The organism is Streptomyces sp. NPDC053560 (assembly GCF_044544605.1).
Classification (GTDB): Bacteria; Actinomycetota; Actinomycetes; order Streptomycetales; family Streptomycetaceae; genus Streptomyces.
Window position 1 is genome coordinate 108,580 of sequence record NZ_JBITXI010000014.1, and the last position, 13,914, is coordinate 122,493.

General features: G+C 68.2%; 13 protein-coding genes. 8 read left to right on the forward strand and 5 right to left on the reverse strand.

The genetic code is table 11. From position 1 onward, the window contains the following. Positions 1–102 precede the first annotated feature (102 nt). Positions 103–2,721, forward strand: coding sequence for a transglycosylase domain-containing protein (locus ACIGQF_RS30330; protein ID WP_399716738.1), 2,619 nt, complete (start codon positions 103–105; stop codon positions 2,719–2,721). A gap of 131 nt (positions 2,722–2,852) precedes the next feature. After that, the gene (locus ACIGQF_RS30335) at positions 2,853–4,313 is read left to right on the forward strand and encodes a glycosyltransferase family 87 protein (RefSeq protein WP_399716741.1); all 1,461 of its coding nucleotides are present in this window, start codon (positions 2,853–2,855) and stop codon (positions 4,311–4,313) included. Between the two features lie 102 nt (positions 4,314–4,415). Here ACIGQF_RS30335 and ACIGQF_RS30340 read toward each other — a convergent pair whose 3' ends face one another. From ACIGQF_RS30340 to ACIGQF_RS30350, 3 genes are all read right to left on the reverse strand, one after another. Next, the gene (locus ACIGQF_RS30340) at positions 4,416–5,447 is read right to left on the reverse strand and encodes an alanine racemase (protein ID WP_361553300.1); all 1,032 of its coding nucleotides are present in this window, start codon (positions 5,445–5,447) and stop codon (positions 4,416–4,418) included. Between the two features lie 67 nt (positions 5,448–5,514). After that, a complete protein-coding gene (locus ACIGQF_RS30345) occupies positions 5,515–6,633 on the reverse strand; it encodes a lipid II:glycine glycyltransferase FemX (protein WP_399716744.1) in 1,119 nt (372 codons plus the stop codon). 126 nt (positions 6,634–6,759) lie between these two features. Then, positions 6,760–7,089 (reverse strand): hypothetical protein, encoded by a 330-nt coding sequence (locus ACIGQF_RS30350; RefSeq protein ID WP_399716747.1) that lies wholly within the window; start codon positions 7,087–7,089, stop codon positions 6,760–6,762. 229 nt (positions 7,090–7,318) lie between these two features. Here ACIGQF_RS30350 and rpsF point away from each other — a divergent pair, with 229 nt between their 5' ends. The 4 genes from rpsF (at position 7,319) to rplI (ending at position 9,102) form a co-directional block, all read left to right on the forward strand. Then, positions 7,319–7,609, forward strand: a complete 291-nt coding sequence (rpsF, locus tag ACIGQF_RS30355; protein ID WP_003978891.1) for a 30S ribosomal protein S6 — start codon at positions 7,319–7,321, stop codon at positions 7,607–7,609. Between the two features lie 78 nt (positions 7,610–7,687). Then, entirely contained in the window at positions 7,688–8,278 is a 591-nt protein-coding gene (locus ACIGQF_RS30360) for a single-stranded DNA-binding protein (protein WP_361553290.1), read from the forward strand. A gap of 122 nt (positions 8,279–8,400) precedes the next feature. Next, positions 8,401–8,637: a 30S ribosomal protein S18 gene (gene rpsR / locus ACIGQF_RS30365; RefSeq protein ID WP_003978893.1), complete on the forward strand. Its 237-nt coding sequence runs from the start codon at positions 8,401–8,403 to the stop codon at positions 8,635–8,637. A gap of 18 nt (positions 8,638–8,655) precedes the next feature. Next, positions 8,656–9,102 carry a 50S ribosomal protein L9 gene (rplI, locus tag ACIGQF_RS30370; RefSeq protein ID WP_361553287.1) on the forward strand — a complete coding sequence of 149 codons (447 nt, stop codon included), beginning with the start codon at positions 8,656–8,658 and terminating at the stop codon, positions 9,100–9,102. A 149-nt stretch (positions 9,103–9,251) separates the two neighbouring features. Here rplI and ACIGQF_RS30375 read toward each other — a convergent pair whose 3' ends face one another. Next, positions 9,252–10,589, reverse strand: a complete 1,338-nt coding sequence (locus tag ACIGQF_RS30375) for an MATE family efflux transporter (protein WP_399716751.1) — start codon at positions 10,587–10,589, stop codon at positions 9,252–9,254. A gap of 476 nt (positions 10,590–11,065) precedes the next feature. Here ACIGQF_RS30375 and dnaB point away from each other — a divergent pair, with 476 nt between their 5' ends. After that, complete coding sequence (gene dnaB / locus ACIGQF_RS30380) at positions 11,066–12,520, forward strand: replicative DNA helicase (protein WP_399717154.1); 1,455 nt, start codon at positions 11,066–11,068, stop codon at positions 12,518–12,520. Between the two features lie 266 nt (positions 12,521–12,786). Continuing rightward, entirely contained in the window at positions 12,787–13,437 is a 651-nt protein-coding gene (locus ACIGQF_RS30385) for a TnsA-like heteromeric transposase endonuclease subunit (RefSeq protein ID WP_399716753.1), read from the forward strand. A gap of 40 nt (positions 13,438–13,477) precedes the next feature. On the opposite strand, the gene ACIGQF_RS30390 is transcribed toward ACIGQF_RS30385, so the two are convergent. Then, the gene (locus tag ACIGQF_RS30390; protein WP_399716756.1) at positions 13,478–13,858 is read right to left on the reverse strand and encodes a hypothetical protein; all 381 of its coding nucleotides are present in this window, start codon (positions 13,856–13,858) and stop codon (positions 13,478–13,480) included. Between the last annotated feature and the right edge of the window lie 56 nt (positions 13,859–13,914).

Sequence of the window (13,914 nt, forward strand, 5' to 3'; positions counted from 1 at the left end):
CCCGCGCGAGAGACCAGTGCGGGCCGTGTTGTCGGGGGGACCTGAAGTGAATTGCCGCCTTCAGGCGATGAATAGCGCGCCTGCCCGAGGAGTAACCGTTCCATGAGCGAGCACCGTCGCAAACCGCCGCAGCCGCAAGGTGGCGGACGTGCCGCGGCCCGACGCGCCGCACAGCAGCAATCAAGTGGCCGCCGCGCTGCGCGCGGCCCGGCGCAGGGGTCTGCCTCCGCCGCCTCCCCGTCCGGCGCACCTGGGCAGGAGCCTCCGTATCAGGGGCGGGCGGCGGCGCGCAGGGCCGCGCAACGCGGCGGGCGCCGGCGGGCGCCCGAAGCCGCGGCCGGTGCGGGCCGCGGCCGCCGGGGTGGTGCCGGAGGTGACGGCCGGCCGCCCAAGAAGCGGTTCATCGACTACCCGCGCGCGGGCAAGGACGGAGCCCGTCGCTGGGTGCCGTCCTGGCGCCTGGTGCTGGGCAGTTGCCTGGGCTTCATCGCCTTCGTGCTCGGGCTGTCGGGCATCGCGCTGGCGTACGTCGACGTTCCCGACCCGCAGAAGCTCTCGCAGGTCCAGAAGAACGTCTACTACTGGAGCGACAACAAGCAGATGGTCGTCGCGGGTGGCGGCGAGCTCAACCGCACGATCGTGCCGATCAGCCAGATCCCGACGGAGATGCAGGACGCGGTGATCTCCGCGGAGAACGCCTCGTTCGAGACGGACTCCGGCGTCGATCCGATGGGCATCGCCCGTGCGGTGGTCAAGATGGCCATGGGCGGCGACACCCAGAGTGGTTCGACGATCACCCAGCAGTACGTGAAGAACACGTATCTGAACCAGGAACAGACGCTCAAGCGCAAGATCACCGAGCTGTTCATCTCGATAAAGGTGGGCACCTCGGAGCCCAAGGACAAGATCCTGGCCGGGTACCTCAACACGGCGTACTACGGACGGGGCGCCTACGGCATCCAGGCGGCGTCGCGCGCCTACTACAACAAGGACTCCGAGGACCTCACCAGGAGCGAGAGCGCCTTCCTCTCCTCGCTGCTCAACGGTCCCAACCTGTACGACCCGTACGTCACGACGGAGAGCAAGGACGCGAACCTGAAGCGGGCCAAGGCGCGCTGGTCGTGGACGCTGGACCGGGAAGTCCAGGTGGGCCGGCTGTCCAAGGCCAAGCGGGCTCAGATCACGGACGACGACTTCCCCATGCCGAGGCCGCCGAAGAAGGCGATGGACCTGCGGGGCCAGAAGGGGTACCTCGTCGACCTCGCGAACAACTACATCACCGCCAACACGAACATCTCGGAAGCCGAGCTCAAAAAGGGCGGCTACGCGATTCACACCACCTTCGACCGCAAGAAGATGGGTCAGCTGACCAAGGCGGTCGAGAAGGTCTCCAAGAAGGCGCTGAAGCCCGAGCAGCGTGCGGTCGACAAGTACGTGCAGTTCGGCGGGGCCTCGGTCGAGCCGAAGACCGGCAAGATCCGCGCGATCTACGGTGGCAAGGACGCCACGGAGCACTACACGAACAACGCCGACTACACCGGCGTCCAGGTCGGTTCCACGTTCAAGCCGTTCGTCCTGGCCGCGGCCATGGACAAGGGCGTGCGGAGTCCGAGCAACCCGGCCATCCGCACCCCCGTGTCGCCGAGCAGTATGTACAACGGCGACAACAAGCTGCGCCTGCTCAACTACGACCGGACCGTCTGGCACGACAAGGACGGCAACGAGTGGCACCAGGCCAACGACGGCAACGAGGACAAGGGCCGGATCAGCCTGCGGACCGCCATGCAGTTCTCGGTCAACACGCCCTACATCCAGCTGGGCATGGACGTCGGCCCGGAGGTGGTCAAGCAGGAGGCGATCGCCGCCGGTCTGCGGGACGACAACAGCATGGCGCGGACGACGCCGACCTTCTCCCTGGGGACGTCGGCCCCCAGCGCGATCCGGCTGGCCGGTGCGTACGCCACCTTCGCTGCCAGCGGTCAGCAGACCGACCCGTACTCCGTGGAGTCGGTGACCAAGGACGGCGTGGAGAAGTTCAACCACAGGGAAGTGGCGAAGACCAAGCAGGCCTTCGACCCGAATGTGGCCGACAACGTCACGGATGTCCTCAAGAACGTCGTCAAGAAGGGCACCGGTACTGCGGCGCAGCTGCCGGACGGACGCGAAGCGGCCGGTAAGACCGGTACCACCGACGACAACAAGTCGGCGTGGTTCGCGGGCTACACCAAGCAGCTGGCCACCACGATCGGCATGTGGCGTGTCAACGACCAGGCCAAGGTCCAGAAGTTCCTGAAGATGTACGGCGTCGGTGGCCAGGACAAGATCCACGGAGCGTCGTTCCCCTCGGAGATCTGGCGCGACTACATGATGGAGGCCATGAAGGGAGAGCCCATGGAGGCCTTCCCGCCGCCGCAGCAGATCGGCAAGGTCGTCTACGGCGAGAGCGCCAGCCCGACACCGACGCCGACGAAGACGGAAGAGCCGTCGAAGGAGCCGTCGGAGGAGCCGTCGGAGACCCCGAGCGACGATGCCTCCCCGAGCGCCACGCCGACCGAGACCTGTTCACCCTGGGACATCGGCTGCAAGGACAACGGTGGTCAGAACGGCGGGCCCTCGGGCGATCCCGGTGATCCCGGGGACGAGCCGTCTCCGCCGGAGACCGAAACACCAGGTGGCGATGACGGCGGCTTCTTCGGAGGCCCGAACGGCATCGACAACTGACCGCACGCTGTTTCACGTGAAACGCTCGACCGGTTTCACGTGAAACAGCGAGCAACACGACAGCCCCCGCCCGGCATGCCGGGCGGGGGCTTCGCCGTCTCCGGCACAGGGACGTGCGGCAGGATGACCCCATGACGAGCGTGCGACAGGACGAGCCCGTACGGCCGACGCAACGGGACGAGGTGGCGGCGGCCGGCAGCGAGCTGATCGGAGGTCCCTCCGGCCGCCGCGTACTGCTCGGCGCGAGCTGGTGGACGCCGGTCCGCATCATCGCCCTGGTGGCCCTGGGGATGTTCGCCCTGGGGATGGTGCAGAAACTGCCCTGCTACAACGGCGCCTGGTTCCTCGGCGCCACCAGCCAGTACACCCATGCCTGCTACTCCGACATCCCGCATCTCTACGTCGGACGCGGCTTCGCCGAGAACCTGGTCCCCTACTTCGACCGGATCCCCGGCGACATGCAATACCTCGAATACCCCGTACTCACCGGGGTGTTCATGGAGGTGGCCTCCTGGGTGACGCCCCACGGCGGCACGATGCAGCACCGGGAGCAGATCTACTGGCTGACCAACGTCGGCATGCTCATGGTCTGCGCCGTCGTCATCGCGGTCTGCGTGGCCCGCACCCACCGCCACCGCCCGTGGGATGCCCTGCTCGTCGCCCTGGCGCCGGCCTTCGCACTGACCGCCACCATCAACTGGGACCTCCTCGCGGTCGCGCTGACCGCCGTGGCCATGCTGCTGTGGTCGCGCAGCCGCCCGCTCGCCGCCGGAGTCTTCATCGGGCTGGCGACCGCGGCCAAGCTCTACCCCGTCCTCCTGCTGGGCCCGCTGTTCGTCCTGTGCTGGCGGGCCGGCAAGTGGCGTGCCTTCGGCGCGGTGACGGGCGGCGCGGTCTTCTCCTGGCTGGCGGTGAACCTGCCGGTGATGCTGCCGGCCTGGGAAGGCTGGCAGAAGTTCTACACCTTCAGCCAGGAGCGCCCGATCGACTTCGGCTCCGTCTGGCTGCTGATCTCCCAGCGGACCGGCAACGCGCTGGAGCACGCCAACACCTACGCGACACTGCTGATGATCGTCGGCTGTGGAGCCGTCGCACTGCTCGCCCTCTACGCGCCGCGCCGTCCGCGCCTGGCCCAGCTGGCGTTCCTGGTCGTCGCGCTCTTCATCCTGACCAACAAGGTCTACTCCCCGCAGTACGTGCTCTGGCTGGTTCCGCTGGCCGTGCTGGCCCGGCCGCGCTGGCGGGACTTTCTGGTCTGGCAGGCCTGCGAGGTCATGTACTTCCTCGGGATCTGGCTGTACCTCGCCTACAGCGGCAGCGGGGACAAGCACCAGGGGCTGCCGCCGGAGGGCTACCAACTGGCGATCACCCTGCACCTGTTGGGCACGCTGTACCTGTGCGCGCTCGTGGTCAGGGACATCCTGCTGCCCGACCGCGACGGGGTGCGCAGGGACGGCACCGACGACCCCTCGGGCGGCGTCCTGGACCAGGCACCTGACGTGTTCGTCCTCGGCCGGCAGCACCACGCCCCGCCGCACACCGTCCCCTACGAGGGCGTGCCACGGGTCGAGTGGGGACCGGCGCGGGACTGAGCGCCGGGGCGGGAGCCCGGTCGGCGAAACGCGGCGGGCCCGGACGTACGGCAGGAGTGCCGTACGTCCGGGCCCGGAGTCTTGGTGCCGGTAGGCCGCGGGTCAGCGGTCCACGATGCGGTCGAACTGCGTGGTGGTGTGGCGGAGATGGGCGACCAGCTCCTCACCGACCTTCGGCTCGGGAGCGTCGCTCGGCACGAACAGGATGGAGACCTGCATGTGCGGCGGCTCGGCGAACCAGCGCTGCTTGCTGCCCCAGACGTACGGGGAGAGGTTGCGGTTCACCGTCGCCAGGCCCGCCCGTGCGACGCCCTTGGCGCGCGGCATCACCCCGTGCAGCGCCTTGGGCGACTCCAGGCCGACGCCGTGCGAGGTACCGCCGGCCACCACGACCAGGTAGCCGTCGGAGGCCGCTTTCTGCTGCCGGTAGCCAAAGCGGTCGCCCTTGGCCACACGGGTGACGTCCAGGACCGAGCCGCGGTACTCCGTGGCGTCGTGGTCGCCGAGCCAGAGGCGGGTACCGATCCGGGCCCGGAAGCGGGTCTGCGGGAACTGGGCCTGCAGCCGGTGCAGCTCGTCGGCCTTGAGGTGGCTGACGAACATGGTGTGCAGCGGCAGCCGCGCGTTGCGCAGCCGGTCCATCCAGCCGATGACCTCGTCGACAGCGTCGGTGCCGTCGGTGCGGTCCAGCGGCAGGTGGATGGCGAAGCCTTCCAGCCGTACGTTCTCGATCGCCGAGGTCAGCATCGGCAGCTCCTCCGGCGTGACGCCGTGCCGCTTCATGCTGCTCATGACCTCGATCACGACCCGGGCGCCGGCCAGGCCGCCGAGCCCCTGGACGGAGGAGACCGAGCGGATCGCCCGGTCCGGCAGCGGCACCGGCTCCTCGCCGTGCCGGAACGGCGTCAGGACGAGCAGGTCACCGCTGAAGAAGTCCTTGATGCGGGCCGCTTCGTAGGTGGTGCCGACGGCCAGCAGGTCGGAACCCAGACGGGTGGCCTCGTCGGCGAGGCGCTCGTGCCCGAAGCCGTAGCCGTTGCCTTTGCAGACCGGGACCAGTCCCGGGAACTGCTGCAGCACCTGCTGCTGGTGCGCCCGCCAGCGCGCGGTGTCGACGTAGAGGGTGAGCGCCATGGCCGGCCCGTGAACCTTTCTCGTGGCTGTGGTGCGTGGATCTGTGGAAAACGTCGCAGGCGAGAGGTCAGCGCCGCGACATGTAGATGTCCAGCGCCTTGTGCAGGAACTTGTTCAGCGGGAAGTCCCACTCGCCCAGGTACTCCGCTGCCTGCCCGCCGGTGCCGACCTTGAACTGGATCAGGCCGAAGAGATGATCCGTCTCGTCCAGCGAGTCGCTGATGCCGCGCAGGTCGTAGACCGTCGCGCCGAGCGCGTAGGCGTCCCGCAGCATCCGCCACTGCATCGCGTTGGACGGGCGGACCTCACGGCCGATGTTGTCGGACGCGCCGTAGGAGTACCAGACGTGTCCGCCGACGACCAGCATCGTCGCCGCGGAGAGGTTCACCCCGTTGTGGCGGGCGAAGTACAGCCGCATGCGGTTGGGGTCCTCGCTGTTGAGGGCCGTCCACATGCGCTGGAAGTAGCTCAGCGGCCGCGGGCGGAACTGGTCACGCACCGCGGTGATCTCGTACAGCCGCTGCCACTCGGCGAGGTCCTCGTAGCCGCCCTGGACGACCTCGACGCCGGCCTTGTCCGCCTTCTTGATGTTGCGGCGCCACAGCTGGTTGAAGCCCTTGTGGACATCCTCCAGCGAGCGGTTCTCCAGCGGCACCTGGTAGACGTAGCGGGGCTGTACGTCACCGAAGCCCGCGCCGCCGTCCTCGCCCTGCTGCCAGCCCATGCGGCGCAGGCGGTCGGCGACCTCGAAGGCGCGTGGCTCGATGTGGGTGGCCTCCACGTCACGCAGCCGCTTGACGTCGGGGTTCTGAATGCCGGCCTTGATCGCGGCCGCGTCCCAGCGGCGGATGATGACCGGCGGGCCCATCTTCACGGAGAAGGCACCCTGGTGCTTCAGATGCGCGAGCATCGGGCGCAGCCAGTCCTCCAGGTTCGGGGAGTACCAGTTGATGACGGGGCCCTCGGGCAGGTACGCGAGGTACCGCTTGATCTTGGGCAGCTGGCGGTAGAGGACCAGCCCGGCGCCGACGAGCTGCCCGGTGGAGTCGAACCAGCCCAGGTTCTCCGAGCGCCACTCGGACTTCACGTCGGCCCAGGCCGGAACCTGCATGTGACTCGCCGCGGGCAGGCTCTGGATGTATGCCAGATGCTGCTCTCGACTGATGGTCCTCAGGGTCAGGCTCATGCGGGGCGCTCCTCGGCAGGTTTGTCCCCGTGGTCGGGGCTCCGGCTCTCGCGCCGAAGCCTACTGCGCCAAGGGAGCGCCCCGTCTGGGCCTACGGGCGCACACGCCCGTACGTCATCGGTGCGGTCAGCCCAGTACGCCTCCGAAGAGGCCTCCGTGCGCCATGCCGAGGAAGAACCCGAGCGCCGCAGCGCCGAGGCCGATGATCAGCAGGAAGCGTTCTCCGGTGGTCACGGAGATGAACTGTCCCCAGGCGCCCGTGGCGATACCGGCGAGGCCGGCCCAGGAGCTGAGCAGGTGCAGATGGGTGAAGGCGGCGGAGATCACGGCGATGAGCCCCAGCACCAGGGTGACCGCGGCGAGGGTGTTCTCGACCGGATGCGCCTTACCGTCGCTGTTCAGCACGGCGAGCAGACCGTGCTGCTGGGACTTCTGGGGCTGTACTGCATGTGCCATGCGGCACCTCCGTAGACAGGCGGCGCACTGTAACGCCGCTCACACCCGTTGTGTTCCAGATTGAGGGGATCCCCGGCCTGATTTCAACCGGAAGCCTTCCGGCAGGTACTCTGTACGGTCTGCGCCCATGTCTGTCCGCATTCGCTGTACGGGCCGGGCGCGGAACGCATCACGACCCTCCTGCCACGGAACGACCGTGGCCGCTGAGTCCAAAGGAGGTGGGTTCCACATGCGTCACTACGAGGTGATGGTCATCCTCGACCCCGATCTGGAGGAGCGCGCTGTCTCCCCCCTGATCGAGAACTTCCTTTCCGTCGTCCGTGAGGGCAACGGCAAGGTCGAGAAGGTCGACACCTGGGGCCGTCGTCGTCTCTCGTACGAGATCAACAAGAAGCCCGAGGGCATCTACTCGGTCATCGACCTCCAGGCCGAGCCGGCCGTCGTCAAGGAGCTCGACCGTCAGATGAACCTGAACGAGTCGGTCCTCCGGACCAAGGTCCTCCGTCCCGAGACCCACTGACCGCGTAAGCGTTCAGCGGACATCGGGTTCGAGTAGCAACACAGCAGCCAGCAGCACACCCGCCGAGAGGTTCCCCTAATGGCAGGCGAGACCGTCATCACGGTCGTCGGCAATCTTGTCGATGACCCCGAGCTGCGCTTCACCCCGTCCGGTGCGGCGGTCGCGAAGTTCCGCGTCGCGTCCACTCCCCGCACCTTCGACCGTCAGACCAATGAGTGGAAGGACGGCGAGAGCCTGTTCCTGACCTGCTCGGTGTGGCGTCAGGCGGCGGAGAACGTCGCCGAGTCCCTCACGCGGGGTACCCGCGTGATCGTGCAGGGCCGCCTCAAGCAGCGGTCGTACGAGGACCGCGAGGGCGTGAAGCGCACGGTCTACGAGCTCGACGTCGACGAGGTCGGCGCGAGCCTGCGCAATGCCACGGCCAAGGTCACCAAGACCAGCGGCCGGGGTGCCCAGGGCGGCGGCTTCGGCGGCGGCCCGCAGGGCGGCGGCCAGGGTGGCGGCGGCTGGGGCGGTGGCCCCGGCGGCCAGCAGGGCGGCGGGGGCGGGGCTCCCGCCGACGACCCCTGGGCGACCAGTGCTCCTGCAGGCGGTGGCCAGCAGGGTGGCGGCGGTGGCGGCTGGGGCGGCGGCTCCGGCGGCGGCTACTCGGACGAGCCGCCCTTCTAGGCACGTACGTCTGGCACGTACACGCGGGGCTGTTTCACGTGAAACACGGTTTCACGTGAAACGTGGGCCCGGCGGCCTGAGGGCGCCAGCACAAACTTCTTGAAACTCACTGGAGAGAGACAATGGCGAAGCCGCCTGCTCGCAAGCCGAAGAAGAAGGTTTGCGTGTTCTGCAAGGAGAAGATCTCCTACGTCGACTACAAGGACACGAACCTGCTGCGGAAGTTCATTTCCGACCGCGGCAAGATCCGTGCCCGCCGGGTCACCGGCAACTGCACCCAGCACCAGCGTGACGTCGCCACGGCCGTGAAGAACAGCCGTGAGATGGCGCTGCTGCCCTACACCTCCACCGCGCGATAAGGGAAGGGTGACCGAAACATGAAGATCATCCTCACCCACGAGGTCTCCGGCCTCGGCACCGCCGGCGACGTCGTTGACGTCCGTGACGGTTACGCCCGTAACTACCTGGTCCCGCGCGGTTTCGCGATCCGCTGGACCAAGGGCGGCGAGAAGGACGTCGAGCAGATCCGCCGCGGTCGCAAGATCCGCGAGATCGCGTCGGTCGAGCAGGCCAACGAGATCAAGGGTCAGCTCGAGGGCGTCAAGGTGAAGCTGGCCGTCCGCGCCGGCGACGCCGGCCGCCTGTTCGGCTCCGTCACCCAGGCCGACATCGCCTCGGCGATCAAGGCCGCCGGTGGCCCGGACGTGGACAAGCGCCGCGTGGAGGTCGGTTCGCCGATCAAGACCCTGGGCGCGCACCAGGTCTCCGTGCGTCTGCACTCCGAGGTTGTCGCCAACCTCGGCGTCGAGGTCGTCGCTGCCTGAGTGCAGCCCGATCGCACGGCCTGATCACCGGCCGCGGGCAGCAGCCCGCTGACGCGGCACGGTGAGCGAGTCACACAGCAGGGGCCGCATCCTTCCGGGATGCGGCCCCTGCCGCTGTCCGTCGGGCCGGTGGGCCCTGCGGCCCGTCCTCAGCGGGCGGCGCCCGTCACGATCCAGCGGCCGGAGCGGGTACGGATCCACAGAGTCAGCATGCGGACCAGCATCATCAGCGCCATCGACCACCACAGAGCCGTCAGCCCGCCGCCCAGTGCCGGCACGGCCAGGGCCACCGGTGCGAAGACCGCCAGCGTGACGAGCATCGCCCCGGCCAGGTACGGTCCGTCCCCCGCGCCCATCAGCACGCCGTCGAGGACGAAGACGATGCCGGAGACGGGCTGGCTCACCGCCACCACCAGCAGGGCCGGCAGCAGAACGTCCTTCACGGCCGGGTCGGCGGTGAACAGCGGGATGAACAGCGGCCGGGCCAGCGCGACCAGGATGCCCAGCACCACCCCCGCGGCGATCCCCCACTCGACCATGCGGCGGCAGGCGGCCTTGGCTCCGTCCACGTCGCCCGCGCCGAGATGGCGCCCGATGATGGCTTGGCCCGCGATGGCGATCGCATCCAGCGCGAAGGCCAGCAGCGACCACAGGGTCAGGATGATCTGGTGGGCGGCCACATCGGCGTCGCCGAGCCGTGCGGCCACCGCCGTCGCGATCATCAGGACGGCACGCAGCGAGAGGGTGCGCACGAGCAGCGGCACGCCGGCCTGCGCGGAGGCACGGATGCCGGCGGCGTCGGGGCGCAGCGAGGCGCCGTGACGGCGGGCGCCGCGTACGACCACGGTGAGGTAGACGGCCGCCATGCCGCACTGGGCGATCACGGTGCCCCAGGCGGAGCCGGCGATCCCCAGGCCGGCGCCGTAGACGAGGCCGATGTTGAGGACGGCGTTGACCGTGAAGCCGCCGATGGCGACGTAGAGCGGGGTTCTGGTGTCCTGCAGGCCGCGGAGCACGCCGGTGGCGGCGAGCACGACGAGCATCGCGGGGATGCCGAGGGCGCTGATGCGCAGGTACGTGGTGGCGTAGGGGGCCGCGGTGGTGGAGGCGCCGAACGCGTCGACCAGCCAGGGGGCTGTGGGCAGTACGACGGCGATCACTGCGGCGCCGAGGAGGAGGGCGAGCCAGATCCCGTCCATGCCCTGGCGGATCGCCGCGGAGAGATCACCGGCGCCGACGCGGCGGGCGACGGCCGCCGTGGTGGCGTACGCGAGGAAGACGAAGACGGAGACGGCCGTCGTGAGGAGGGCTGCGGCGACGCCTAGCCCGGCCAGTTGCGGGGTGCCGAGGTGGCCGATGACGGCGCTGTCGACCATGACGAAGAGCGGTTCCGCGACGAGCGCGCCGAACGCGGGAAGGGCGAGTGCGATGATCTCGCGGTCGTGCCTGCGGCCGGTGCGCCGGGGCTTCGCGGGAGCCTGTGTCATGCACCCAATCTAATCTTCCACAGGTAAGAGACACAATCGCATAGTGCTCCTTACTTTCCACAGTGCGGAGTACGTGTCTCCACACCGATTGTGGCGATCTTGAACAGGTTGCCGAAGTTTTTCTTCCCCACAGGCTATGGATGAGAAAACCGCAGGTCAGGGGCGGTGGGAAGGGGTGATTGTGTGTTTGTCCACACCGATTTCCCCCGCGCCGTGCACAGGATCCGGGGGGTTCTCCACAGGTTGGGGGCGATCATCCACATGGCCTGTGGATAACCAGATTGGCGGACGGTGCCCACAGGCCTACCGTTATGCGGCGCCCCTTCCCCGTGCCGGTCCCTGGATTCATCCGAACTCGTCGCGCCGTAAGCGGAGTCGGGTGACTCGTTTGTCAGAGCAGTGCCGTAAGAAAGAAGGGCACAGCAAGGTCCGCACCGCGGACGGGAAGAGGTGGCGTGGTGAGCATGCCCGAGGCCATGGAGGACCCCTGGGCCGACTCCGGCCCCGGCGACCGGCTGCCCGCTCCCTCCCGCCGGAACGACGGCAAGGGGCGCGGCCGCGAGGACCGGTTTGACCGCGAGGACGGCGGCGGCGCGTGGGGCGGTGGCTTCGAGCGGGTCCCGCCGCAGGACCTGGACGCCGAGCAGTCCGTACTGGGCGGCATGCTGCTCTCCAAGGACGCGATCGCCGACGTGGTGGAGGTCCTCAAGGGCCACGACTTCTACCGTCCCGCGCACGAGTTGGTCTACCAGGCCGTCCTGGACCTGTACGCCAAGGGCGAGCCCGCCGACCCGATCACCGTCGCCGCCGAGCTGACCAAGCGCGGCGAGATCAGCCGGGTGGGCGGCGCGTCGTACCTGCACACCCTTGTGCAGTCCGTGCCGACCGCGGCCAACGCGGAGTACTACGCCGAGATCGTTCACGAGCGGGCGGTGCTGCGCCGGCTGGTCGAGGCCGGTACGAAGATCACGCAGATGGGATACGCCGCCGACGGCGACGTAGACGAGATCGTCAACAGCGCGCAGGCGGAGATCTACGCCGTCACCGAGCAGCGCACCAGCGAGGACTACCTCCCGCTCGGCGACATCATGGAGGGCGCGCTCGACGAGATCGAGGCGATCGGCTCCCGCCAGGGCCAGATGACCGGCGTCCCCACCGGCTTCTCCGACCTGGACTCCCTGACGAACGGCCTGCACCCCGGCCAGATGATCGTCGTCGCGGCCCGTCCGGCGATGGGTAAGTCCACGCTCGCGCTGGACTTCGCCCGGGCATGTTCGATCAAGCACAACATGCCGAGCGTGATCTTCTCGCTCGAAATGGGCCGCAACGAGATCGCGATGCGTCTGCTGTCCGCCGAGGCGCGGGTGGCGCTGCACCACATGCGTTCCGGTGCGATGACGGACGAGGACTGGACCCGGCTGGCCCGCCGTATGCCCGACGTCTCGGCCGCGCCGCTCTTCATCGACGACTCGCCGAATCTCTCGATGATGGAAATCCGGGCGAAGTGCCGCCGCCTCAAGCAGCGGCAGGACCTCAAGCTCGTGGTCATCGACTATCTGCAGCTGATGCAGTCCGGTGGCTCCAAGCGCGTCGAGAGCCGCCAGCAGGAGGTCTCGGACATGTCCCGTAACCTCAAGCTGCTGGCCAAGGAGCTGGAGCTGCCGGTCATCGCGCTCTCGCAGCTGAACCGTGGTCCCGAGCAGCGGACGGACAAGAAGCCGCAGGTCTCCGACCTCCGAGAGTCCGGATCGATCGAGCAGGACGCCGACATGGTCATCCTGCTGCACCGCGAGGACGCCTACGAGAAGGAGTCCCCCAGAGCCGGCGAGGCGGACATCATCGTCGGCAAGCACCGTAACGGCCCCACCGCCACCATCACCGTCGCCTTCCAGGGCCACTACTCCCGCTTCGTGGACATGGCCCAGACGTGATGCGGTAGCTGTAGGTTCTCAGAATCGGCGCCATATTCTCAGAGCTGACTGCATATCAGGGCCACATATGGTGTTGTGCTGAGACCTGCAGTTCAGCGTACTCACCCTTTCGGCTGATGTGAGTCGCTTCTGCCCGCCCTCCTCGCCAGGGTTGGGCACCGTGGGCGTACAGGGCCTCACCCGGCTGGGGGCACGCCATGGACTGTCCCGCCGTAGTAGTCAGCGTTCGCTTCCGAGACGGCAAGAGCGTCGAGGACCTGCCATGGATGACGGCGTCTATCGACTTGCTGGCGTCGGCGTCTCCATGGCGGACGTTCCGTTGGTATCGCGGGCAGGGGCACTACTCCGGGGCCTACTGGGCGGCGACGATCCGTGACCATGTGATTTATGAGTCGCGGCTGGAGCCGGCGAGGCTTCTCTTTGCTGACTTCGATCCCTCCGTACACCGCATCGTGGCTCAGCCGTTCCTGATGAAGACCGTGGTATCGGACAAGGTCCGCAAACACATCCCGGACTATCCAATGATCAGCGACCAGGGGCCCTTGGTAGTGGACGTCAAGCCACGTCAGCGGCTGACCCGGCCCGAGGTGGCGTCCACCTTCGACTGGACCCGGCGGGCGGTGGAGTCCCGTGGCTGGCGATACGAGGTTTGGAGTGAGCCGCCGGAGGCGGAACTGGAGAACATCCGCTTTCTGGCTGGCTACCGGCGGACCTGGTTGCTCTCAGCCGAAATTTTGGACGAGCTCCGTCGAGCTGACCTTGACGGCGTCTTGCTGGGTGAGGCAGCCCGGTGCCTGCCTGGCTGGCCCGAGCTGCACGTCCGTGCCGCGGTCTATCACCTGCTTTGGGTGCACGATCTTCACAGGGATCTCGGCCAGCCACTCAGCCCATCACGGGTGTTGAGGCAGGCAGCATGAGCGGGGCCGGGGCCCGGGTGGGGGTCGGAACGCGCTTCCGCTACGACGGGCAGACCGTCGAAATGGTCGAGATGGCCGCGACCACTGCGGGCAACGAGGTGGTTCTCAAGGACGGTCGGGGCGGCTTCTGCGTCTGTCGTTGAAGGAACTGCTGTTCTCCGATCGGGCGGCCGTGATTCCCGACCAGCCCGGCCCAGCGGCTGACGACGCTGAGGAGATCGCCTCTGTGGTGCTGGACCAGCTGCAGGAAGGTGAACGCCTTCAGATTCTCGAACGTGCCGCACATGTCCGTGAGGTGCTGACGGGTTTCCGCCCTGGAAGTCCTGAGCGGGTTCGCGACGGGGAACCTCGTCGCGACTATGTGCCCGGCGGGCCGGTGGAGCCCAAGTACGCCGCCAAAGCGGTGGAACTTGGAGTCCATGTCCGTACCGTCAAGCAGTGGGTGGCGGACTTCCGGCGGTACGGCGAGGCCGGACC

What these genes read in the sequence shown, in the direction of transcription:
- ACIGQF_RS30330 (WP_399716738.1), top strand. Translation starts at nt 103, where the DNA reads ATGAGCGAGCACCGTCGCAAACCGCCGCAGCCGCAAGGTGGCGGACGT.
- ACIGQF_RS30335 (WP_399716741.1), top strand. Translation starts at nt 2,853, where the DNA reads ATGACGAGCGTGCGACAGGACGAGCCCGTACGGCCGACGCAACGGGAC.
- ACIGQF_RS30340 (WP_361553300.1), bottom strand. Translation starts at nt 5,447, where the DNA reads ATGGCGCTCACCCTCTACGTCGACACCGCGCGCTGGCGGGCGCACCAG.
- ACIGQF_RS30345 (WP_399716744.1), bottom strand. Translation starts at nt 6,633, where the DNA reads ATGAGCCTGACCCTGAGGACCATCAGTCGAGAGCAGCATCTGGCATAC.
- ACIGQF_RS30350 (WP_399716747.1), bottom strand. Translation starts at nt 7,089, where the DNA reads ATGGCACATGCAGTACAGCCCCAGAAGTCCCAGCAGCACGGTCTGCTC.
- rpsF (WP_003978891.1), top strand. Translation starts at nt 7,319, where the DNA reads ATGCGTCACTACGAGGTGATGGTCATCCTCGACCCCGATCTGGAGGAG.
- ACIGQF_RS30360 (WP_361553290.1), top strand. Translation starts at nt 7,688, where the DNA reads ATGGCAGGCGAGACCGTCATCACGGTCGTCGGCAATCTTGTCGATGAC.
- rpsR (WP_003978893.1), top strand. Translation starts at nt 8,401, where the DNA reads ATGGCGAAGCCGCCTGCTCGCAAGCCGAAGAAGAAGGTTTGCGTGTTC.
- rplI (WP_361553287.1), top strand. Translation starts at nt 8,656, where the DNA reads ATGAAGATCATCCTCACCCACGAGGTCTCCGGCCTCGGCACCGCCGGC.
- ACIGQF_RS30375 (WP_399716751.1), bottom strand. Translation starts at nt 10,589, where the DNA reads ATGACACAGGCTCCCGCGAAGCCCCGGCGCACCGGCCGCAGGCACGAC.
- dnaB (WP_399717154.1), top strand. Translation starts at nt 11,066, where the DNA reads ATGGAGGACCCCTGGGCCGACTCCGGCCCCGGCGACCGGCTGCCCGCT.
- ACIGQF_RS30385 (WP_399716753.1), top strand. Translation starts at nt 12,787, where the DNA reads ATGACGGCGTCTATCGACTTGCTGGCGTCGGCGTCTCCATGGCGGACG.
- ACIGQF_RS30390 (WP_399716756.1), bottom strand. Translation starts at nt 13,858, where the DNA reads ATGGACTCCAAGTTCCACCGCTTTGGCGGCGTACTTGGGCTCCACCGG.